The 20,348-nt window shown below is 73.4% G+C and carries 19 protein-coding genes; 8 read left to right on the forward strand and 11 right to left on the reverse strand.

All coding sequences use genetic code 11. The features are described 5' to 3' along the window. Positions 1–374 precede the first annotated feature (374 nt). The 3 genes from dnaG to ACWERV_RS24000 are packed head-to-tail and all read right to left on the reverse strand — an operon-like array spanning position 375 to position 4,108. Positions 375–2,294, reverse strand: coding sequence for a DNA primase (gene dnaG / locus ACWERV_RS23990; RefSeq protein ID WP_452936425.1), 1,920 nt, complete (start codon positions 2,292–2,294; stop codon positions 375–377). A 53-nt stretch (positions 2,295–2,347) separates the two neighbouring features. Beyond that, the gene (locus ACWERV_RS23995) at positions 2,348–2,803 is read right to left on the reverse strand and encodes a GNAT family N-acetyltransferase (protein WP_452936428.1); all 456 of its coding nucleotides are present in this window, start codon (positions 2,801–2,803) and stop codon (positions 2,348–2,350) included. Between the two features lie 42 nt (positions 2,804–2,845). Next, positions 2,846–4,108, reverse strand: a complete 1,263-nt coding sequence (locus ACWERV_RS24000) for an NAD(P)/FAD-dependent oxidoreductase (RefSeq protein ID WP_452936431.1) — start codon at positions 4,106–4,108, stop codon at positions 2,846–2,848. Between the two features lie 429 nt (positions 4,109–4,537). Between ACWERV_RS24000 and ACWERV_RS24005 the strand changes: the two genes are divergently transcribed. The 5 genes from ACWERV_RS24005 (at position 4,538) to ACWERV_RS24025 (ending at position 8,709) form a co-directional block, all read left to right on the forward strand. Then, positions 4,538–4,957, forward strand: coding sequence for a peptidase inhibitor family I36 protein (locus tag ACWERV_RS24005; RefSeq protein ID WP_452936434.1), 420 nt, complete (start codon positions 4,538–4,540; stop codon positions 4,955–4,957). A 115-nt stretch (positions 4,958–5,072) separates the two neighbouring features. Then, entirely contained in the window at positions 5,073–5,813 is a 741-nt protein-coding gene (locus tag ACWERV_RS24010; RefSeq protein WP_452936437.1) for a sirohydrochlorin chelatase, read from the forward strand. Between the two features lie 39 nt (positions 5,814–5,852). Further along, the gene (locus ACWERV_RS24015; protein WP_452936440.1) at positions 5,853–7,127 is read left to right on the forward strand and encodes a deoxyguanosinetriphosphate triphosphohydrolase; all 1,275 of its coding nucleotides are present in this window, start codon (positions 5,853–5,855) and stop codon (positions 7,125–7,127) included. 456 nt (positions 7,128–7,583) lie between these two features. Next, complete coding sequence (locus ACWERV_RS24020) at positions 7,584–8,207, forward strand: GntR family transcriptional regulator (protein ID WP_452936443.1); 624 nt, start codon at positions 7,584–7,586, stop codon at positions 8,205–8,207. A gap of 13 nt (positions 8,208–8,220) precedes the next feature. Then, on the forward strand, positions 8,221–8,709 hold the full coding sequence (locus tag ACWERV_RS24025) for an OsmC family protein (RefSeq protein WP_452936446.1): 489 nt from the start codon (positions 8,221–8,223) through the stop codon (positions 8,707–8,709). A gap of 56 nt (positions 8,710–8,765) precedes the next feature. On the opposite strand, the gene ACWERV_RS24030 is transcribed toward ACWERV_RS24025, so the two are convergent. The 5 genes from ACWERV_RS24030 to ACWERV_RS24050 form a co-directional block, all read right to left on the reverse strand. After that, entirely contained in the window at positions 8,766–9,989 is a 1,224-nt protein-coding gene (locus ACWERV_RS24030) for an FG-GAP-like repeat-containing protein (protein ID WP_452936449.1), read from the reverse strand. 201 nt (positions 9,990–10,190) lie between these two features. After that, positions 10,191–11,039: a GH25 family lysozyme gene (locus tag ACWERV_RS24035; protein ID WP_452936452.1), complete on the reverse strand. Its 849-nt coding sequence runs from the start codon at positions 11,037–11,039 to the stop codon at positions 10,191–10,193. Between the two features lie 268 nt (positions 11,040–11,307). Continuing rightward, the gene (locus ACWERV_RS24040) at positions 11,308–11,994 is read right to left on the reverse strand and encodes a SanA/YdcF family protein (RefSeq protein WP_452936454.1); all 687 of its coding nucleotides are present in this window, start codon (positions 11,992–11,994) and stop codon (positions 11,308–11,310) included. A 97-nt stretch (positions 11,995–12,091) separates the two neighbouring features. Next, positions 12,092–13,003, reverse strand: coding sequence for a GlxA family transcriptional regulator (locus ACWERV_RS24045; protein WP_452936457.1), 912 nt, complete (start codon positions 13,001–13,003; stop codon positions 12,092–12,094). Further along, the gene (locus ACWERV_RS24050; RefSeq protein WP_398181994.1) at positions 13,000–13,602 is read right to left on the reverse strand and encodes a cysteine hydrolase family protein; all 603 of its coding nucleotides are present in this window, start codon (positions 13,600–13,602) and stop codon (positions 13,000–13,002) included. The genes ACWERV_RS24045 and ACWERV_RS24050 overlap by 4 nt, the downstream gene beginning before the upstream one ends. A gap of 251 nt (positions 13,603–13,853) precedes the next feature. Between ACWERV_RS24050 and nirB the strand changes: the two genes are divergently transcribed. Continuing rightward, a complete protein-coding gene (gene nirB, locus ACWERV_RS24055; RefSeq protein WP_452936461.1) occupies positions 13,854–16,448 on the forward strand; it encodes a nitrite reductase large subunit NirB in 2,595 nt (864 codons plus the stop codon). After that, positions 16,445–16,819 (forward strand): nitrite reductase small subunit NirD, encoded by a 375-nt coding sequence (gene nirD, locus ACWERV_RS24060; protein ID WP_452936464.1) that lies wholly within the window; start codon positions 16,445–16,447, stop codon positions 16,817–16,819. Before nirB ends, nirD begins: the two co-directional genes overlap by 4 nt. A gap of 31 nt (positions 16,820–16,850) precedes the next feature. On the opposite strand, the gene ACWERV_RS24065 is transcribed toward nirD, so the two are convergent. The 3 genes from ACWERV_RS24065 to ACWERV_RS24075 form a co-directional block, all read right to left on the reverse strand. Then, entirely contained in the window at positions 16,851–17,423 is a 573-nt protein-coding gene (locus ACWERV_RS24065) for a cellulose binding domain-containing protein (protein ID WP_452936466.1), read from the reverse strand. A gap of 227 nt (positions 17,424–17,650) precedes the next feature. After that, a complete protein-coding gene (locus tag ACWERV_RS24070) occupies positions 17,651–18,739 on the reverse strand; it encodes a LacI family DNA-binding transcriptional regulator (protein ID WP_398181982.1) in 1,089 nt (362 codons plus the stop codon). Between the two features lie 150 nt (positions 18,740–18,889). Continuing rightward, positions 18,890–19,732, reverse strand: a complete 843-nt coding sequence (locus ACWERV_RS24075; protein ID WP_452936469.1) for a nitroreductase/quinone reductase family protein — start codon at positions 19,730–19,732, stop codon at positions 18,890–18,892. A 207-nt stretch (positions 19,733–19,939) separates the two neighbouring features. On the opposite strand from ACWERV_RS24075, the gene ACWERV_RS24080 reads away from it, so the two are divergent. Then, positions 19,940–20,344: a MarR family winged helix-turn-helix transcriptional regulator gene (locus ACWERV_RS24080; protein ID WP_398182165.1), complete on the forward strand. Its 405-nt coding sequence runs from the start codon at positions 19,940–19,942 to the stop codon at positions 20,342–20,344. Positions 20,345–20,348: the final 4 nt, after the last annotated feature.

Genomic DNA, 20,348 nt, shown 5'->3' on the forward strand with positions numbered 1-20,348 from the left:
GCCGGATGCGGCTCCGGGCCAGGGCCCTGGCCCTGGCCCGCCGCCCGCTGCTCCGGCACCCGGGCACCGGCCCCGGCGGCGGGCGGGGCGTCCGGCGGCGGATCGGGCACCGGGGTGAGCAGCGGCCGCGCGGGCGGCACCGGAATCTGCGCCTGGGGGTGAGTGTGCGTCTGCACGGAATCGACCTCCGCGGTGAGCGCGACATTGGGCTCTGCAGCGGGCTCGGAGAGGCTCGGGAGTGGCGCCGAGGCGGGCTCTGGGCCGTCCTTCAGTGTGGCGCACACACCGCTCCCGCCACGAGGGTCGTGCGGGCGGTTTTTCGGTTTTCCGTCACGCTTCGCGTACGGTCCGACACGCCCTCCGGAACGCGCCGGTCAGAGCGCCGCGGCCCCGTGGCCGCGCAGCCGCTGGCCGTACTGCTGGAGCGCCCACAGCTCGTTCTGCGCGGCGACGAACTCGGGCGCGTCCTCGCGCACGCCCTGCGCGTTCAGCCGGGCCTGGGTCGCGAGGACCTGGGCGACGCGCCGCTCCACCGCGTTCATCCGCACCCGCACCAGCACCTCGCCCGCGTAGAACTCCGGGCTCTTGTGCATGACCGGCTCCACCGCCAGCTCGGTGACCATCATCCGCACCGCGTCGTCGGGCGCCAGCTCCCGTACCCGGGTGAGGAATTCGGCGTCCGCGAACTCCACCCCGCCCGCCTCGGCGATCACCCGGCGGACCTGGGCGTAGGGCGGGCCGGTGAACTCGTCCTCGCCGTAGGCGTCGAAGGCGGGCGCGACGAGCGCGGGGAACTGCAGGGCCAGCTTGAGCAGTTCGCGCTCCAGGCGGTGCGCGGGGCTGCGCAGGTCCAGGCGGGGGCCGCGCGGCACGTTCTGCGGCGGGCCCGCCGGGCGCCGTTCGGGGCCGGGCCGCCCCGCGAAGTCCGGCCGTACCGGGGCGCCCTGGCCCGCGGCGCGGGCGCGGGCCAGCGCCCGTACCCGGCGGATGACCGACTGCTCCTCGGCCTGCGTGGCCATGCCCGCCATGCCGAGCAGCCGGATCGCGTAACGGTCGCGCAGCGCCTGGTTCTTGATCGCCGCGACGACCGGCACCGCCGCGTCCAGCGCCGCGACCCGGCCCTCGTCGGTGTCGAGGTTGTAGCGCGAGACGATCGAGCGCAGCGCGAACGCGAACAGCGGGGTGCGCCCCTCGATGAGCCGCTGCACCGCCGAGTCGCCCTCGGCGAGCCGCAGTTCGCACGGGTCCATACCGCCCGGGGTGACCGCGATGGACGTCTCGGCGGCGAACTTCTGGTCGTCCTCGAACGCCCGCAGCGCGGCCTTCTGGCCCGCCTCGTCGCCGTCGAAGGTGAAGACGACCTCGGAGGTGGCGTTGTCCATCAGCAGCCGGCGCAGGATCTTGATGTGGTCGCCGCCGAAGGACGTGCCGCATGTCGCGATGGCGTTCGTCACCCCGGCCAGGTGGCACGCCATGACGTCGGTGTAGCCCTCGACCACGACCGCCCGCCCGGTCCTGGCGATCTCCTTCTTGGCCAGGTCGATCCCGTAGAGCACCTGGGACTTGCGGTAGAGCGGGGTCTCGGAGGTGTTCAGGTACTTCGGCCCCTGGTCGTCGTCGCGCAGCTTGCGCGCGCCGAAGCCGATCACCTCACCGGTGATGTCCCGGATCGGCCAGATGAGCCGCCCGCGGAAACGGTCGATCGCACCGCCCCGGCGGCTCTCCAGCGCCAGTCCCGCGGTGATCAGCTCGCGGTCGGAGAAGCCCTTCCCGCGCAGGAAGCGCACCAGCGCGTCCCACCCGGCGGGCGCGTAGCCCACGCCGAAATGCCCGGCGGCGGCCTGGTCGAAGCCGCGCGCGGCCAGGAAGCGGCGGGCGATCTCCGCCTCGGCGCCCGCGAGCTGCTCGACGTAGAAGGCCGCGGCGGCGCGGTGCGCCTCGACCAGCCGGATCCGCTCGCCCTGCTGGCGGCCGGGGACGTGCCCGCCCTCCTCGTACCGCAGGGTGATCCCGGCCTGCCCGGCGAGCCGCTCCACGGCCTCGGTGAAGGACAGGTGGTCGACCTTCATGACGAAGGCGAGCGTGTCGCCGCCCTCGCCGCAGCCGAAGCAGTGGAAGAGCCCCTTGGACGGGCTGACCTGGAAGGACGGCGTCTTCTCGTCGTGGAAGGGGCACAGGCCCTTCAGATTGCCGCCGCCGGCGGACTTCAGCTGGAGGTACTCGGAGACGACCGCGTCGATCGGGACGGCGTCGCGTACCGCCTTCACGTCTTCGTCCCTGATCCTGCCCGCCACGCCAGAAGTCTACGGCCCGGCTCGGACAGCTCGGGACGCCGCCGCGGCGCGGCTCAGTCGCGCAGCAGGTCCTTGGTCACGAAGTCGTAGTGCAGACCGCTCGGTTCCAGCAGGAACTCCTCGCCGACGCGGTCGAAGCCCATGTGCCGGTAGAAGTCGGTCGCCGAGGTGCGGCCGTGGCACCAGGCCAGGGCCGCGCCGCGGGCCGCGCACTCGCGCAGTCCCGCGGTCAGCGCGGCGCCGCCGAAGCCCTGACCGCGGACCTCGGGGGCGCTGCCCATGCCGCGGAAGCGGTAGGCGGTGGCCGCCTCGCCGGGGAAGGGATCGGGGAAGAAGGTGGCGCAGCCGCGGACCGCGCCCGTCTCGTCGTAGGCGGCTATGTGGAAGGTGCCGGGGAGCGCGTCCTCGGGATAGACGGCCGTCTCGCGCGGCAGCCCGGTACGCAGCACCGCCCAGCGCAGCGCGAAGATCTCCTCGACCGCGACGACGGCGGTACGCGAAACGGACATCGTGACTGTCCCTCCTGGCCAGGCCCGGGTCGCCCCGGTGGTCTATTCCAGGAACGAGGGTAGCGGCACGGTCGGATCGGACAGAGCCTCGGGGTCAATGGCCCGGCCGGAGCGGATGAGCTGCTGGATGGGCTCGGTCACGTCCCACACGTTGACGTTCATGCCCGCCAGCACCCGGCCCTCGCGCAGCCAGAAGGCGATGAACTCCCGCTTGCCGACGTCCCCGCGGCACACCACCTGGTCGTACGTCCCCGGTGCGGCGTGCCCGGAGAACTCCATCCCCAGGTCGTACTGGTCGGAGAAGAAGTACGGCACCCTGTCGTACGTCACCTGCTGCCCGAGCATGGCGCGGGCGGCCGCCGGGCCGCCGTTCAGCGCGTTCGCCCAGTGCTCGACGCGCAGCCTGCGGCCCAGCAGCGGGTGCTCGGCGTTCGCGACGTCCCCGGCCGCGAAGATGTGCGGGTCGGAGGTGCGCAGGGAGGCGTCCACCGCGATCCCGCCGCCCTCCTCGCGCGGCGCCAGCGCCAGGCCCGCGACCTCCGCGAGCGCGGTCCGCGGGGCCGCGCCGATCGCGGCGAGCACGTCGTGCGCCGGGTGCTCCTCGCCGTCGTCGGTGACCGCGGCCAGCACCATGCCGTCCTGGCCGGTGATCTCCGTGAGCTTCGCGCCGAAGTGGAAGCGGACGCCGTGCTCGGTGTGCAGGTCGGTGAAGACCGCGCCCAGCTCGGGCCCGAGCACCCCGTGCAGCGGCGTCGGGTCCGGCTCCACGACGGTCACCTCGGCCCCGTAGCCGCGGGCCGCCGCCGCCACCTCCAGGCCGATCCAGCCCGCACCGGCGATCACCAGGTGGCCGTTCTCCCGGCCCAGCGAGGTCAGCACGTGCTTGAGCCGGTCGGCGTGCGCGAGCCGCCGCAGGTGGTGCACCCCGGCGAGGTCGGTGCCCGGGATGTCCAGGCGGCGCGGCTCGGAACCCGTCGCGAGCAGCAGCTTGTCGTAGGGGAGGGTGGTGCCGTCGCCGAGGCTGATGCTGCGGGCGTCCTTGTCCAGGTGCACCACCGGCTGCCCCAGGTGCAGCTCGACGTCGTGCTCGGCGTACCAGCCGGGCTGCTGCACGAACGCGGAGTCGCGCTCCGCGCCGCCGGTGAGGTAGCCCTTCGACAGGGGCGGCCGTTCGTAGGGGTGGTCGCGCTCGTCGCCGATCAGTATCACCCGGCCGGTGAAACCCTCGGAGCGGAGCGTCTCCGCGGCTTTCGCCCCGGCGAGCCCCGCTCCGACGATCACGAAGGTCTGGTGTGCGTCCACCACTGTGCGCCTCCCCTGCCGGTCTTTCCTTATACGCGAGCGTCCCTCACGGCGGGGCCGTCGGGAAGTGCGCCGCGCCGAACGATCATTGTGACCGCTCCCGCCCCGGCCTGCTCCGGGGGTCCCCCGCCGGACCGCTCCCCCGGGGCCTGCCGGGACGGGTCCGGGCCTCCGGTTCCGCGCGGCGCGTCCCGGGCGGGGCGGATGTGTTGCACCCCGCGGGGGGTGAGAAACGCACCGGGGAAATCCTTGACGAAACATGGTTGTCGCCGTGCGCCCGGCCACCCTACGATCGGCACGCCGGGGGGACGGCCATGCGCATTCATGGCCTCTTTCCGTCAGCGCTCCAACAGCGTTCCATCAGCGTTCCATCAGCGTTCCATCAGTTTTCCGTCATTTTGTCGTGCACGGTGGACACGGGGAGGAAAGAGAATGCGCATCAAGGTCGGACGCCGCACCGCTCAGGCGGTGGCAGTGGGTGCCCTGACGATCGGCGCGACGGCGCTGGCGACCGGGGGCGCGCAGGCGGTCGCGCCGCCCGGCGGGGCGGCGACGTGCCCGAGCAATTCCGTGTGTCTCTATTACAATTCGCCGGAGAACGGCTGGGGGGCCTTCGAGCATTTCTCCCCCGGGCAGCACGGGCTCGACCTGTCGCGTTTCAAGTTCACCAATCACGGGAACACCGGCAACGGCTACGGCGACGTCATCGCCATGAACGCCGCGTCCATCGTCAACAACACCGACCACTTCGTGAACGTCTACGTTCCGGCCGGCTACTACGTGCATTACGAGGCGCATTACGCCGGAAACCTCAACACCGCGTACAACTGGGACGTCGCCATGGACACCTGACGGTCCCCGGCAGGCACCACCCTCACGCCGCCCGCGCGGGCGGCGTGAGGCGGGGGCAAAACGGCGAGATCCACGGGACATCCCGGAGCAACCCGCAGGGGGCATCCTCGTAGGTATGAGGACGACACAGCGGCCCACGCTCGTGGCGGTGGCGCACGGCAGCCGGGACCCCCGGGCGCTGCCCGCCGTACGGGCGCTGGTGGAACGGGTCCGGGCCACCCGGCCCGGACTGGACGTACGGCTCGGGCACGTCGAACTGGACGAGCCGCTGCTCGGCGACACGCTCGCCGCGCTGCGCGGGCCCGCCGTGCTCGTCCCCCTCCTGCTGAGCCGCGGCTTCCACGTCAAGCACGACCTGCCCGCGGCGCTCGCGGCCGCCCCCTGGGTGACGGGAACGGTCGCGGCGCCGCTCGGGCCGCACCCGCTGCTCGCGCAGACGCTGCACGACCGGCTGCGGGCCGCGGGCTGGTCGCGCGCCGGGCAGGCGGTCGTACTCGCCGCGGCCGGATCGCGGGACCCGCAGTCCGCGGCGGACACCGCCCGCGCCGCCGCCCTGCTCGAAGCCCGCCTCGGCGTCCCCGTCACCCCCGCGTACGCCTCCGCGGCGGCGCCCACCGTGCCGGACGCGGTCGACGCGCTCGCACACCGGGGCATCGCCCGCGACAAGATCGCCGTCGCCTGCTACTTCACCGCCCCCGGCCGCTTCGCCACCCAGACCGCCGCCGCCGCGCCCTGGATCGCCGCCGAGCCGCTCGGCGCGCACCCGGCGACGGCCCGCCTGGTCCTGCACCGCTACGACCAGGCCGCCGCGGAACTGCCGCGCACCGGCTCGCACCGGCTCGTCCGCACCGCCTGAACTCCCCGCTCACCGCGCCGGGCGGTTACCGTCGGCCCTATGGAGAGCCATGACGCCCGCAGCGACGGCTACCGGGCCGCCGACACCGAACGGTACGTGCCCGAGCCCGACAAACGCCCCGGCCGGACCGCCTTCCAGCGCGACCGGGCCCGCGTCCTGCACTCCGCCGCGCTGCGCCGCCTCGCCGGAAAGACCCAGGTCGTCGACCCCGGTGTCAGCTCCGGCACCGTCCCCGACACCAGCCCGCGCACCCGGCTGACACACTCGCTCGAATGCGCGCAGGTCGGCCGCGAACTCGGCGCGGCCCTCGGCTGCGACCCCGACCTCGTCGAGACCGCGTGCCTCGCCCACGACCTCGGCCACCCGCCCTTCGGGCACAACGGCGAAATGGTCCTCGCCGAGTTCGCCGCCGACTGCGGCGGCTTCGAGGGCAACGCGCAGAGCCTGCGGCTGCTCACCCGCCTGGAGCCCAAGCGCTTCGCGTCCCCCGACGTCAGCGTCGGCCTCAACCTCACGCGCGCCGCGCTCGACGCCGCCACGAAGTACCCCTGGCCGCGCGGGGCCCGCCCAGGCGACCCCGGCAGCCCGAAATTCGGCGTCTACGAGGACGACCTCCCCGTCTTCCGCTGGGCCCGCGAAGGCGCCCCCGAAGGCCGCCAGTGCTTCGAGGCCCAGGTCATGGACTGGTCCGACGACGTCGCCTACTCCGCCCACGACCTGGAGGACGGCCTCCAGGCCGGCCACATCGACCCCCGCGCGCTGCACTCCGCCCCCGAACGCGCCGACGTCTTCGACTGCGCCGCCACCCGCTACGCCCCGCCCGGCACCGCCCCCGACGAGCTGGCCGACGCCCTCGACCGCCTCCTCGCCCAGCCCTGGTGGCCCGACCACTACGACGCCACCGCCCTCGCCCAGGCCCGCCTCAAGGACGCCGCCTCCCAGCTCATCGGCCGCTTCTGCCTCGCCGCGGAAGGCGCCACCCGCGAGCGCTACGGCACCGCGCGCCTCACCCGGTACGCCGCGGAGCTCGTCGTCCCGCGTGAGCAGCGGCTGGAGTGCGCGGTGCTCAAGGCTGTCGCCGACCGGTACGTCATGCAGCGCGCCGCCCAGGCGCGGCGGCGCGCCGAGCAGCGCGTCGTCATCGCCGAGCTGGCCGCGGCGCTGCTCGCCCGAGCGCCGGAGGGGCTCGATCCGCAGTTCGCCGCGTTGTTCGCGGCCGCCGGGGACGATCGCGGCCGGTGCCGCGTGATCGTCGACCAGATCGCGTCCCTCACGGACGCGGCGGCGACGGCTCTCCACGCACGCTTGGGCTGAGCGCTTCGCTCTGCGTGGTGCGGTTTCGCTGTGCGACCTTGCGGTGGGGTGGGGGTTGCTCGCGCAGTTCTCCCCCAGAGCTTCGCCTGGGAGGTGCCCCCACGCGCCCCTGGTTGTTGCCCGGCGGGGCATCGCGCTTTCCCTCCGGGGGGTGGGGTCGGGCGCCGCCACGGGGCACCTCCTCGGAATGCGCCTTCACCCTCATACCTGGTTGGTGAGCCCCTCCCAGCGCATTCCTGCGGGGGCACCCCGCACCGTCCCCCTCCAGGCAGGTTCAGCGGCTGCCCGCCGGCGGGGGTGAGCGTCTTTGGGGCGCGGCTGCGGGCGGAGAGTTCTCGTTTTCAGGGGCGCGGGGAACTGCGCGACAAGCCACGACGGCGGGACGATCGCGAACACCACCGCAACAGGCACCCCGGGGCGAACCTCATTGCATACATTGCATGCAATACTGGGGGCGTGCAGCAGACGGAAGAGGCCCGCGCGCGCCTGCGGGCGATGATCGTGGGTGGGGAGTACGCCGCGGGGCAGCGGCTCACGGAGACGCAGGTGGCCGCCGCGCTGGAGATGAGTCGGACGCCGGTGCGTGAGGCCCTGCGGGGGCTCACCGCGGACGGGCTGGTCAGGAGCGCCGGGGGCCGCGGCGTCGTGGTGGCGGCCCTGGACGCCGCGGCGCTCCGCGACACGTACCGGGTGCGCGCCGCGCTGGAGGCGCTGACCGCGGAGCTCGCCGCGGAGCGCCAGGCCGCGGGCCTGATCGCCCCGGCGGAGCTGGTCGCGCTCGCCGCGGAGGCGGACCGTACCGAGGAGGCGACCCTCGCGGGGCGTCTCGCGGAGGCGGTGGTGCTCAACCGCGCCTTCCACACCCGTGTCGCGGCCCTCGCCGCGAACGCCCCCGCGCAGGCGGCTCTCGACCGGCTGTGGGACCAGATCGTGGTCTCGACGCGCGCGTCCCTCGATCCTCCGCACCGTCCCGCGCAGGTGAACGCCCAGCACCGTGAGCTGGTGTCGGCGATCACCGCGGGGCGGGCCGCGGACGCCGCCGCGGTCGCGCGGCAGCACGTACTCGACACCTGCGGCTGAAAGGGCCCTCACCATGGCGTCAGCGAATGCGCACTCCTACCGCACCGATCTGGTGTGGACGGGCAACACCGGTACGGGTACGAGCAGTTACCGGACCTATGAGCGCGGTCACGAGGTGTCGGCGCCGGACGCGCCGGACGTCCCGGTGCTGCTCGGGTCGGCGGATCCGTTCTTCCGCGGGGACAAGTCCCGGTGGAATCCGGAACTGCTGCTGCTGGCGGCGCTGTCGCAGTGCCACATGCTGTCGTATCTGAGTCTGTGCGCGGTCAAGGGCGTGACGGTGACCGCGTACACGGACCGCGCCGAGGCCACGATGCGGCAGACCCCGGACGGCGGCGGCCACTTCACGGAGGCGGTGCTGCACCCGGTGGTGGAGGTCGCGGACGCGGAGTCCGCCGCGCTCGCGGCCGAGCTGCACGAGCGGGCGCACCGGGTGTGTTTCATCGCGAACTCGGTCAACTTCCCCGTGCGGCACGAGGCTTCGCTGACGGTCGCGGGGTGACGGGGGCGGCGCGGCCGCCTTCCCGGCTGCCGCGCCGCCTCGTGCCGCGGACGGGCTCAGAACAGCGAGTCGCCCTCGTCCAGGACCTGGAGGTCGATGCGGCTGGCGATCGTCCCGCCGCCGCGGCCCTCGTACACGCCGACCCAGCCGTCGTCGGGCCCGGCCACGGCAAGGAGGTCCAGGCGTCCGTCGCCGTTGTAGTCCCCGGCCGGGAGCAGGGTCGGGAAGCGCTTCCAGCCGCCGGTGCCGATCATCTTGCGGACACCGAGCTTGCTCTTGCCGTTGCCGGGGTAGAGCCACAGCTTGCCCGCGCCGTCGCTGGCGACGACGTCCGGGTGACCGTCGCCGTTCATGTCGCCGGGCTCGCTCACGGCGAGCATCTGGCTCCAGCCGGTGCCGATCAGCACGCGTGAGGTGAAGGTGCCGTTGCCCTTGCCGAGGTAGAGCCAGAGCTTGCCGGAGGAGTCGCGGCCGAGCAGGTCGTTGGCGTGGTCGCCGCTCATGTCGCCGACGGCGAGCATCGCGGTCATCGAGTTCCAGCCCGACCCGACGAGCTTGCGGGCGCCGAACCCGCCACGGCCGTTGCCGGGGTAGAGCCACAGCTTCCCCACGGAGTCCTGGGCCAGCAGGTCCTCCAGGCCGTCGCCGTTGAAGTCGCCGTGCCGGGTCACGCGCTTCATCTGGTTCCAGCCGGATCCGACCAGCCGGCTGGAGCCGCTGCCGTCCATGAACCACAGCTTGCCGGACCAGGTGCGGCCCAGCATGTCGGGGTTGCCGTCGTGGTTGAGGTCGAAGAACGGCTGTGCGGGTTCGCCGACCCTCCAGTTGCCGTCCTGATAGTCCAGGGCCTCGCTGCCACCCTGCGACTCCCGTGCCGTGTGGGCGATCCGGAAGGAGCTGAGGTTGTTCACCATGTGGCTGTTGGCGTCGGCGAACGGCGCCAGGTCGAGTTCCTGGTCGCCGCTGTTCGACCAGGTGATCTGCACGTCGTGCACCGGGTCCAGGTACTGGTAGGACGGCAGGCTGTACATGGCCACGTTGTGCAGCCCGGTGTGGTTGTAGACCGAGTTGGCCTTGTTGTCCCACGAACCGAGGCTGGCGTGCGAGCTGGTGTAGGCGACCATGGCCCCGGTGCCGTCGTTGCCGTCGAAGAGGCAGAAGCTCCCCTTCGGGCAACGGTCGTAGCCGGTGGCCGCGTGCGCCGGAGTGGCCATGCCGGCGCACAGTCCGAGTGCCGCCGCCATGGTGACGAAGGCAGCACGGATTGGTCTTCGTGTCATGTGGTACCCCCCACGGAGAACGCCGCGGCATCGTCCGCGGCTGCGCGCAGTGTAGCGACGCGCTCTTCTCCGGCCGCCGCCGGACCCTGCTCAGCCGCAGCTCAGCAGCCTGTCGACCGCTGGGGGCGGTGCGGTGTGCCCCGCGGGGCGCCCCGGCGTCGTGCGCCAGGGGGGCGCCCCGCGGGCGGAACGGCCCCGGGGTCAGGGGGTGTTGTTGGCCAGGGCGAGCAGGCGGTCGGCGCCGGCGCTGAAGCGGTCGCGGTCGACGGCGCCGGAGATGCCGGAGACCGAGCCGGAGTCGCTGTACTGCCAGAACGTCCAGAACGGGAAGCCGCTCGGGATCGTCGGGCTCGCGGCGGTCGTCCAGTGCGCGACCCACAGCGGGCTCTTGGCGGACATGCCGCCCCAGCCGCCGGTGCAGCTGTTCCACCAGCTCGGGCTGGTGTAGATCACGACGTCGCGCTTGGTCTTGGACTTGTAGGTGTTGTAGAAGTCCAGGATCCAGGACTGCATCGACGCGGCGGACTTCCCGTAGCAGCCGCCTTCGAGGTCGAGCATGCCCGGCAGGGTGAGGTTGTCGGCGGACCAGGCGCCGCCGTGGGTGGCGAAGTAGGTGGCCTGCGCGGCACCGCTGGAGAGGTCGGGGCGGGCGAAGTGGTAGGCCCCGCGGATCACCTTGGCGTTGTAGGCGTTGAGGTAGTTCGCGTTGAAGTTCGGGTCCTTGTAGTCGGTGCTCTCGGTCGCCTTGATGTAGGCGAACTGGATGCCCGCGGACTTCACCGACGACCAGTTGATGGAGCCCTGGTAGTGCGAGACGTCGATACCGGCGGGGTAGCTGGCGTCGGGCGACATCACCAGGTCGTCACCGGCGGGCGCGGCGAGCTGCCCCTTGGTGTCCTGGGCGTAGCCGGCGCCCATGTAGCCCTGGCCGAGCGGGATGTTGTTGCCCTTCGAGACCTTGGCCTGGGCGGTGGCGGGCGCGGCACCGGCGGTGCCGGCCGAGAGGGTGGTGGCGAGCGCCACGCTCGCCCCCACCGCTGCGATCGCCATCAGATTCCGGGTACGGGGAAGCATCGCTTTCCTCCTGAGCGCGTCTGTGTGGCACGGAACACGGGCGTGCTGTTCGCTGCGGATCGTCGACCGCGGACGTGGCGTTGTTGTGAACGCGTCATGAGTGAGGCATGAAGTGTCCTGTGACGTAAAGGGGTTGCGGACAACCAGCAGAGGTCTGGACCACGCTCCGTGCGGCGGGCGTGCGAGGGTGTCGCAACGCGCGTAGAACTTTCACCGCCGTGAAAGTCCCGCGGGGCCCGCCGGGTCACCCGGCGGGGGCCTCCAGGGCCCGCGTCACACCCGGCTCCTTCGGGCCGAGGAAGCGCGGGGAGGGGTGCAGGGTCGCGTCCACCGCCGCCTTGCCCGCGGCGAACAGCTCGCGGGCGCCGCCCGCGTACCACGTCCTGTCGTGCGGCTCCTCGACACCGACGCCGTACACGGTCAGTCCCGCCGCCTCGCACAGCGCGAGGGCCCGCCGGATGTGGAAGTCCTGGCTCACCAGGATCGCCCGCTCGACCCCGAAGACGCGTCTCGCGCGGCTGCACGAGTCCCAGGTGTCGAAACCCGCGTCGTCCACGACCACCCGGGACGCGGGCACGCCGTGCCCCACCAGGTACGTCCGCATGGCGCCCGGCTCGTCGTACGTCGTACGGCTGTTGTCGCCCGTGACCAGCAGCACCCGCACCTTGCCCGCCCGGTAGAGCGCGAGGGCGGTGTCCAGCCGGTGCGCGAGGTACGGCGAGGGGTGGCCCGCCGGGGTCAGGCCCGCGCCGAACACGACGCCCACGGGGGCGGACGGCACGTCCGCGAGATCCCGCACCCGCCCGCTGCCCGCGAGCTGCACCCACACGGCGGGAAGCAGCGCGACCGTGCACACGCCCGCGGCGGCCTGCACGAACCGCCGCTGCCCCTTCCGTGTCCGCAGCCCCCGCGCCCACGCCCTGAGCCCCATCCGGTACCCCCTCACCCCTCCTGACGTCGCTTTCGCCCTCCGGGTTGCGCCCCCGTGCGCGAAAGTCGGCGGCACCCGGCCCGGAGCGCCCCGGCGCTCATTCCGCCGTACGCGAGCGCAGGCGGCGGAGCATGCGGGCGTCCTGGAAGCCGACGGAGCGGGCGGCGGATTCGACGGTGGCGCCGCGCGCGATGAGGTGCTCGGCGCGTTCGATGCGCAGCTCCTGCTGGTAGCGCAGCGGGGTGAGCCCGGTCGCGGCGGTGAAGCGGCGGGTGAGGGTGCGTTCGCTGAGGCCTGCGGCGGCGGCGAGGTCGGCGAGCGCGAGCCGGGCGGTGAAGCGCGCGTCCAGGACGTCCTGGACGCGGTGCACCGCGTCGCTGACGTGCCCGCGGTGCCGCAGCATCGCGCTCGCCTGCTGGTCGTCGCCGTTGCGCCGGGCGTAGACGACCATCTGCCGGGCGACGCGCGCGGCGGCGCCCGGTCCGTGCCGCACGGCGACGAGGTGCAGCGCGAGGTCGATGCCGCTGGCGATCCCGGCGGAGGTGACGACGCGCCCGTCCACGACGTACAGCACGTCGCGGACGACGTGGGCGCGCGGGTGGCGGCGGGCGAGTTCGTCCTGGAGGTCGTGGTGGGTGGTGCAGCGGCGGCCGTCGAGGAGTCCGGCGCGGCCGAGCGCGTCGGCTCCGGCACAGATGCTGGCGACGGTGCCGCCCGCGGTGTGGTGGGCGTGCAGCCAGCGCAGGGTGGCGGGGGTGAGGTCGCCGTTGTCGCGCAGGCCGTGCGAGCGCCAGCCGGGGACGACGACGAGGTCGTCCGGGGTGAGCGCGGGCAGCAGGGGGTCGGCGCGCAGCACGACCCCCTGCGCGGTGGGGACGTCTTCCTGTTCGGCCGCGTAGTGCAGGGTGTGGCCGAGGCCGTGGTCGGCGGCCGTGGAGAAGACCTGCGCGGGCCCGGCGAGGTCGAGCAGGTGCAGCTGCGGTACGAGCAGGAAGACCACCCGGGTCACGATCCGGTCAGCTCCTTGAGGGTCGTCACGGTGGCGAACCGTCCGGCGAGCGCGTACTCGGTGCGGGCGATGACGTCCGCGGGCAGCAGCGTACGCGGATCGGCGAGCACCTCGGCGAGCGGCCGCCCCGCGGGCGCGTCGCGGTGCTCGATCGGCTCGGTGGCGGTGGCGTCGGTGACGAAGGTGACGTCGTAGCCGAGGTCGGAGGCGAGCCGGGTGGTGGTCTCGACGCACTGCTCGGTGCGGATGCCGCAGGTGACGAGGGCGCGGATGCCGCGTTCGGTGAGGATCTGCTGGAGGTTGGTGGTGGTGAAGGCGTTGTGCGCGGTCTTGGTGAGCAGCGGTTCGCCGTCCCGGGGATCGAGGCCGTCGATGAGCCGGACGTGGCCGCCCGCGGGGTCGAAGACGGTGCCGGTGCCGGGCTCGGCGTGCAGCACCCACACGACGAGGTGGCCGCGCCCGCGGGCGTGGTCGACGAGCGCGGCGACCTTGGCGGCCACGTCGGGGTCGGAGGCGGCCTGCCAGCTCTCGCGCTGCCGGAAGGACTCCTGGACGTCGATGACGAGGAGGGCGGTGGGCACGGTGTCGGTGTGTGTCATGGCTCGATCCTCTGCCGCCGGGGAGCGCCGCCGCCAGACACGATCATGACCGGGGGCGGAACGATCCGGTCAGCGCCGTACGGGCCTTGCCCGCACCCTGCCAGCACCCCGCCCGCACCCGCCCTCACCCGCTCACAGCCGCCGCGGAGAGCGGATGAGCGCACCGTTCCCTTCGGGTAATGGCGGGGATCCGGGTGGGTAACAGCCGCGGCCCACCGTGGTGGCACGGGCGACGACGGAAGGTTCTGACCATGGCTGCCACTCCCGCTACCGCGGACACACCGGACACCACGATCGTGCTCGTCGGCCACGGCATGGTCGGCCAGCGTTTCCTGGAGGCGCTCGCGGACCGGGGCGTGACGCGGTGGGCGCGGGTCGTCGTGCTGTGCGAGGAGTCCCGCCCGGCGTACGACCGCGTCCACCTGACGTCGTACTTCTCCGAGGGCGCGCGCCCGGAGGACCTGTCGATGGTCGAGGACGGCTTCATGGCGCGGCACGGCATCGAGCTGCACGTGGGCGATCCGGCGGTGGCCGTGGACCGCGACTCCCGTACGGTGACGGCCCGTTCGGGCCTGGTGGTGCGCTACGACACGCTGGTGCTGGCGACCGGCTCGTACCCGTTCGTGCCGCCCGTCCCCGGCAAGGACGCGGCGGGCTGCTTCGTGTACCGCACGATCGACGACCTGCTGGCGATCGAGGCGTACGCGCAGGGCGTGACGAGCGGCGCCGTCGTCGGCGGCGGGCTGCTGGGCCTGGAGGCGGCGGGCGCGCTCAAGGGGCTCGGACTGGACACGCACGTCGTGGAGTTCGCGCCGCGGCTGATGCCGGTGCAGGTGGACGAGGGCGGCGGGGACGCGCTGCGGCGCCGCGTCGAGGGCCTGGGGGTGAGCGTGCACACAGGTGTCGGCACGCAGCGTGTCACCGTCGGCGGGGCGGGCCGGGTGGCGGGCATGGAGCTGTCGGACGGCTCCGAACTCCCCGTCGGCATGGTGGTGTTCTCGGCGGGCGTGCGGCCGCGTGACGACCTGGCGCGGGAGTGCGGGCTGCCGGTCGGCGAGCGCGGCGGGATCGTGGTGGACGAGCAGTGCCGTACGCCCGCGGACCCGGCGGTCTTCGCGATCGGCGAGTGCGCGCTCGCGGCGGACGGGCGGGTGTACGGGCTGGTCGCACCCGGCAACGAGATGGCGGAGACGGCCGCGCGGACCATCGCGGGCGCCGCCGGTGCCTTCACCGGCGCGGACCTGTCGACGAAGCTGAAGCTGCTGGGCGTGGACGTCGCGAGCTTCGGCGACGCGCACGGCGCCACGCCGGGCTGCCTCGACGTCCGCTACTCCGACGCCCGCTCGGGCGTCTACCGCAAGCTCGTGGTGGCCGAGGACGGCACGCTGCTGGGCGGCGTCCTGGTCGGCGACGTCGAGTCGTACGGGGTGCTGCGGCCGCTGACCGGCTCGGTGCCGCCGGTGGCGCCCGAGCACCTGGTGCTCCCGGCGGGCGCGGGCGCCCCGGTCGCGCTGGGACCGGCCGCGCTGCCGGACGAGGCGGTCGTGTGCAGCTGCAACAACGTCACCAAGGGCGCGATCCGCTCGGCCGTCACCGACCACTCCTGCACGGGTGTGCCGGAGGTGAAGAAGTGCACCAAGGCCGGTACGAACTGCGGCAGTTGCCTGAAGGTGCTGGGCCAGCTGGTGGACGCCGAGCTGGAGGCGTCCGGTGTCGCGGTCGACAAGGGCCTGTGCCCGCACTTCGCGCAGACCCGCGCCGAGCTGTACGAGATCGTGCTGGCGCTGCGGATCTCCTCCTACCGCGAACTGCTCGACGGGCACGGGCGGGAGGGCGCGCGCGGCGGCGAGGGCTGCGAGACGTGCAAGCCGGCCGTCGCCTCGATCCTGGCGTCGCTGGCGCCCACGGTCGGGGCGAGCGTGCACGTCCTGGAGGGCGAGCAGGCGGCGTTGCAGGACACCAACGACCACTTCCTCGCCAACATGCAGAAGAACGGCTCCTATTCGATCGTGCCGCGCATCCCGGGCGGTGAGATCACCCCCGACAAGCTCATCGTGATCGGCGAGGTGGCCCGTGACTTCGGCCTCTACACGAAGATCACCGGCGGCCAGCGGATCGACCTCTTCGGCGCACGGGTCGAGCAGCTCCCGCTGATCTGGGCCCGGCTGGTGGACGCGGGCTTCGAGTCGGGCCACGCGTACGGCAAGGCGCTGCGGACGGTGAAGTCCTGCGTCGGGCAGACGTGGTGCCGCTACGGCGTGCAGGACAGCGTGCGGATGGCGATCGACCTGGAGCTGCGCTACCGGGGCCTGCGCTCGCCGCACAAGCTCAAGTCTGCGGTGTCGGGCTGCGCGCGCGAGTGCGCGGAGGCGCAGAGCAAGGACTTCGGGGTCATCGCGACCGCGAACGGCTGGAATCTGTACGTCGGCGGCAACGGCGGCGCCACCCCGCGGCACGCCGACCTGCTGGCGCAGGACCTGTCGGACGCCGAACTCGTCCGGCTCGTCGACCGCTTCCTGATGTTCTACATCCGCACCGCCGACCGGCTGGAGCGCACCAGCGTGTGGCTGGAACGCATCCCCGGCGGCCTGGACCACGTACGCGACGTCGTCGTGCACGACTCGCTGGGCATCTGCGACGAACTGGAGGCTCTGATGGCCGCGCACGTCGCCGGTTACCGCGACGAGTGGGCCGACACCATCAACGACCCGGAGCGGCTGAGCCGCTTCGTGTCCTTCGTCAACGCCCCGGACACCCCCGACCCCACGGTCCGCTTCGTCCCCGAGCGCGGCCAGATCAAGCCCGAGCCTGTGCTCCTGAGCCTCACGGAAACGGTGACCGCATGACCGCCACGACCGACCTCACGTCCGCGCTGCCCGCCGCCGCAGCCTGCGGCACCGTCGAACTGCGCACCGCCCAGGGCTGGTTCGCCGTCTGCCCGGCGCAGGCCCTGCAACCCGGCCGCGGAGTGGCCGCGCTGCTGCCGGACGGGCGGCAGGCCGCGCTCTTCCGCGACCGCGCCGGGCGCCTCTACGCGATCGGCAACGTCGATCCCTTCACCGGCGCGTCGGTGCTCAGCCACGGGCTGCTCGGCTCGGCGGACGGCCGCCCGTACGTCGCCTCGCCGCTGCTCAAGCAGCGCTTCGACCTCGCGGACGGGCGGTGCCTGGACGACGACACGGTGGCCGTGGCCAGTTACCCGGTGCGGGTGAGCTGACCACGGCCCCGTACGGCGGGCCGGCGGCGCGTCAACGGGACGTGCAGGCCAGGCCGTTGAAGACGAAGCCGGTCGGCGTCGGGTTCGCGCCGGACCAGGTGGCGGTGAACCCGAAGGTCACGGTGCCGCCGCCGCGCGGGATCACCGCGTCGCCGTCGAGGTTGCGGGCCGCGTAGGTGGTGCCGGACTTGGTGACGGTGGCGTTCCAGGCGTGCGTGACGCTCTGGCTGCCGGACGGCTGGTCCCACGTGACGAGCCAGCCGTTGGCCTGGCCGGTGGTGGTCAGGGTGACGGTGGCGGCGAATCCGGTACGCCACTGCTGGGCCCGGTAGTGGACCGCGCAGGTGGACCCCGGCGGCGGGGGTGTCGGCGTCACGGGCCCGGTGGGGGTGGTCGGCGGGATGGTGCCGGGCGGGGTGGTCGGAGCGGTCGGGGTGGTCGGCGGCGTCACGGGGGCCGACGTCGACGCCGACGTCGGCGCGGAGGCGGGCGGGGCGTCGGCGTAAGCGGCCGGCATCGCGACGGCCGCACACGCGGCGGCCGCCGCGAGCAGCGCCACGGCGGATCCGCCCGCGGCGGACCGCAGCACTCGCTTCGAAGGCATGGGGAATCGGTACCTCTCTCCAAGTGGGGGATTGGATCAGGCAGTCCGTGTGCGTGCTGGGGTACAGGGATACGGGGTGCGGAACGGGATGTTCCGAAATTTTCGGGCCGATCCCGATCCGCGCGGCGAGATTACGGTCGGCGCCGGAGGGCGTCAACAGGTCGCGGGCCGCCCGGCGCGCGGCGGCCGTACGCGCGTACGGCGGGTGAAGTCCCCGGCGGCCGCTGTCAGTTGGCCGCTCCGTCGGCCTGCCCGGGGACGGCGCCGGCCGGGGCCGCGGTGCTGCTGCGCTCGACCAGCCGGGTCGCCAGGTCCACCCGCAGGGTGCTGGGCTCGCGGCCGCGGCTGAGGTCGAGGACGAGCCGGGCGGCGGCCTCGGCCATCTCCGTGAGCGGCTGCCGCACGGTGGTCAGCGGCGGGCTGATCCAGGTGGCCAGCGGCAGGTCGTCGAAGCCGACCACGCTCAGGTCGCGCGGGATCGACAGGCCCAGTTCGCGCGCGGCCTCGTACAGGCCGACCGCCTGGAGGTCGTTGCCGGTGAAGACGGCGGTGGGGCGGTCGGGGCGGCGCAGCAGCTCCAGGCCCGCCTCGTAACCGGCCTCCTGGTGGAAGTTGCCCGGGACGACCAGGCCGGGGTCGAAGCGGACGCCCGCGGTCTCCAGCGCGGCCCGGTAACCGTCGATGCGGGCGCGGCTGCACATCATGCCCGCGGGCCCGCCGAGCACGCCGATCCGGGTGTGGCCGAGGTCGAGCAGGTGGCGGGTCGCGGCGAGGCCGCCCTGCCAGTTGGTCGCGCCGATCGCGGGCACGTCCTCGCCGGGGTCACCGGCCGGGTCCAGGACCACGAACGGTATGTCGCGGCTGATGAGCTGCGAGCGCTGGGCCGGGTCGAGCCCGGAGAGCACCAGGATGACGCCGGTGGGGCGGCGCGCGAGCACGCCGTCCACCCACGTCTGGCCGGGGCTGAGGCGGCCCGCCGACTCCGAGAGCACCACGCTCAGGCTCTCCTGGCCCGCGACGCGTTCCACGCCCCGGATGACCTCCATCGCCCAGGAGCTGTCCAGCTCGTGGAAGACCAGGTCGAGCAGCGGGGCGGGCTGCATGCTGCCGCGGCGGCGCTGGTAGCCGTGCTGCCGCAGCAGGTCCTCGACCCGGCTGCGGGTCGCGGGGGCGACGTCACCTCGGCCGTTGAGGACCTTCGAAACAGTCGGAGCCGAGACCCCGGCGGCGCGGGCGATCTCGGCGAGCGTCGCCGTGCCCTCGCCGGTGGCTCCCGACTGGTCATCGCGCGAGGGCTGGGGAATCGTGGCACTCATGGGAGGGATCGTAGCCCGGCGGGATGGGGCCCGTCCGCACCGTGTCACACCTGATTCCCACCGGGGGCACCAAAAGATTCGAATGGGCAGCCGAAAGCTTCGGAAATCCTGGGCGGGGCAGCCGGAAAGAGGTCCGTACCAGCGTGCCGTTCAGCCCTCGTCCCCGGACCCCTGCCCGGTGAGGACGGGGATGAGGTGCTCCTCCTCGTAGGCGAAGTGCTCCTCCATACGCACCGCGAGGGCGTCCAGCCGCGCCGCCAGGTCCGCGCCCTCGCCCGCCGCGCTCCGCAGTCCGGCCAGCTCCTGGGCCACCTCCCGGTGCTCGGCGCGCAGCCGGGCCAGGACGGGGGCGAGGTGCGGGTAGCCCTCGTCGAAGGCGGGGAGGACGGCGTCCTCGGCGGCGTGGTGCATGCCGAGTGCCTCGCAGAAGGCCAGGCAGTGCGCGGCCAGGTCCGCCCCGGCGTCCGCGTCCCGCCCGTCGCGCAGCCGCGCCAGCTGCTCCCGCATCTGAGCGTGGACGGTCAGCAGCTGGGTGGCGATGGCCCGGTCGCGCGCCGGGTCGGGCGTGGTGAGGTCCAGGGGGTGCAGCGCCACCACGGGGATGACCCGCGCGGTCCCCCGCTGGTAGTCGCCGTACGCCGGGACGCGGGCCGCCTGCCGCGCGTAGGCGGCGTCCCGTTCGGCCCCCTGAAGCACCTCGGCCCGTACCGCGAGAGTGCGCACTCCCCCGTGCCCGTCCGCCGTCTCGACCTCGGCGCGCGGATGGACGAGCAGGTTGCGGTACCAGTCCGGGTGCCGGTCGCCGCCGGCGTTGGAGCCGAAGACCAGCAGCCGCCCGTCCTCCCGGGCGACGCCGAGCGGCGAGGTGCGCCGCTCGCCGCTGCGCGCGCCTGTCGTGGTCAGCAGGACGAGGTCCGCACCCTCGAACATGCCGCCGACGCGCCCTCCGCCGGCGCGGAACTCGGCGATGATCGACGCGTTCCAATCGGCCATGGCAGACCCCTCCGATAAGCTCGACCGTCCAGTACAACTTTGCTTTGCAAGCAAAGAAGCTTTGAGCGCAAAGCTAAAAGGCAGGAGAGACGTATGTCAACCGCGGACGGCGCCCAGCCCCCCGATACGACCCCCGACGGCGCCGGGCGGACCCCCGGTGACGTCGGCATCAGCGTCGAGGACGGCATCCGCAGCCTGCTGCTGCTCATGCCGCGGATGGTGGGCCGGGCCAAGCGGATCAAGGTCCCGGCGGAGCTGAGCGGCTTCTCCCTCGCCCCCCGCCACCTCTCCCTCTTCTCCTACCTGCTCTTCGACGGCCCCCTGACCGTCAACGAACTGGCCTCCCGGCTCGAAGTCGCCCCCGCCACGGTGAGCCTGATGGTCAGCGACCTCGGCCGCCAGGGCATCCTCGACCGCACCCCCGACCCCGCCGACCGCCGCCGCACCATCGTCACGATCGCCCCCGCCCACCGCCCCGCGATCGACACCTGGCTCGCCCGCGGCGCCACCGCCTGGCGCACCGCCCTCACCCCCCTGACCCCGCCGGAACGCACCCTCTTCATCCGCACCCTCACCGCCTACGAGGACGCCCTGTCGGACGAGCCGTCGTAGGCTG

This window comes from Streptomyces sp. NPDC004031, assembly GCF_053604375.1.

What these genes read in the sequence shown, in the direction of transcription:
- ACWERV_RS24030 (WP_452936449.1), bottom strand. Translation starts at nt 9,989, where the DNA reads ATGACACGAAGACCAATCCGTGCTGCCTTCGTCACCATGGCGGCGGCA.
- ACWERV_RS24025 (WP_452936446.1), top strand. Translation starts at nt 8,221, where the DNA reads ATGGCGTCAGCGAATGCGCACTCCTACCGCACCGATCTGGTGTGGACG.
- ACWERV_RS24080 (WP_398182165.1), top strand. Translation starts at nt 19,940, where the DNA reads ATGCCGCGGATGGTGGGCCGGGCCAAGCGGATCAAGGTCCCGGCGGAG.
- nirD (WP_452936464.1), top strand. Translation starts at nt 16,445, where the DNA reads ATGACCGCCACGACCGACCTCACGTCCGCGCTGCCCGCCGCCGCAGCC.
- ACWERV_RS24015 (WP_452936440.1), top strand. Translation starts at nt 5,853, where the DNA reads ATGGAGAGCCATGACGCCCGCAGCGACGGCTACCGGGCCGCCGACACC.
- ACWERV_RS24035 (WP_452936452.1), bottom strand. Translation starts at nt 11,039, where the DNA reads ATGGCGATCGCAGCGGTGGGGGCGAGCGTGGCGCTCGCCACCACCCTC.
- nirB (WP_452936461.1), top strand. Translation starts at nt 13,854, where the DNA reads ATGGCTGCCACTCCCGCTACCGCGGACACACCGGACACCACGATCGTG.
- ACWERV_RS24065 (WP_452936466.1), bottom strand. Translation starts at nt 17,423, where the DNA reads ATGCCTTCGAAGCGAGTGCTGCGGTCCGCCGCGGGCGGATCCGCCGTG.
- ACWERV_RS24005 (WP_452936434.1), top strand. Translation starts at nt 4,538, where the DNA reads ATGCGCATCAAGGTCGGACGCCGCACCGCTCAGGCGGTGGCAGTGGGT.
- ACWERV_RS24010 (WP_452936437.1), top strand. Translation starts at nt 5,073, where the DNA reads ATGAGGACGACACAGCGGCCCACGCTCGTGGCGGTGGCGCACGGCAGC.
- ACWERV_RS24040 (WP_452936454.1), bottom strand. Translation starts at nt 11,994, where the DNA reads ATGGGGCTCAGGGCGTGGGCGCGGGGGCTGCGGACACGGAAGGGGCAG.
- ACWERV_RS23995 (WP_452936428.1), bottom strand. Translation starts at nt 2,803, where the DNA reads ATGTCCGTTTCGCGTACCGCCGTCGTCGCGGTCGAGGAGATCTTCGCG.
- ACWERV_RS24075 (WP_452936469.1), bottom strand. Translation starts at nt 19,732, where the DNA reads ATGGCCGATTGGAACGCGTCGATCATCGCCGAGTTCCGCGCCGGCGGA.
- ACWERV_RS24070 (WP_398181982.1), bottom strand. Translation starts at nt 18,739, where the DNA reads ATGAGTGCCACGATTCCCCAGCCCTCGCGCGATGACCAGTCGGGAGCC.
- ACWERV_RS24050 (WP_398181994.1), bottom strand. Translation starts at nt 13,602, where the DNA reads ATGACACACACCGACACCGTGCCCACCGCCCTCCTCGTCATCGACGTC.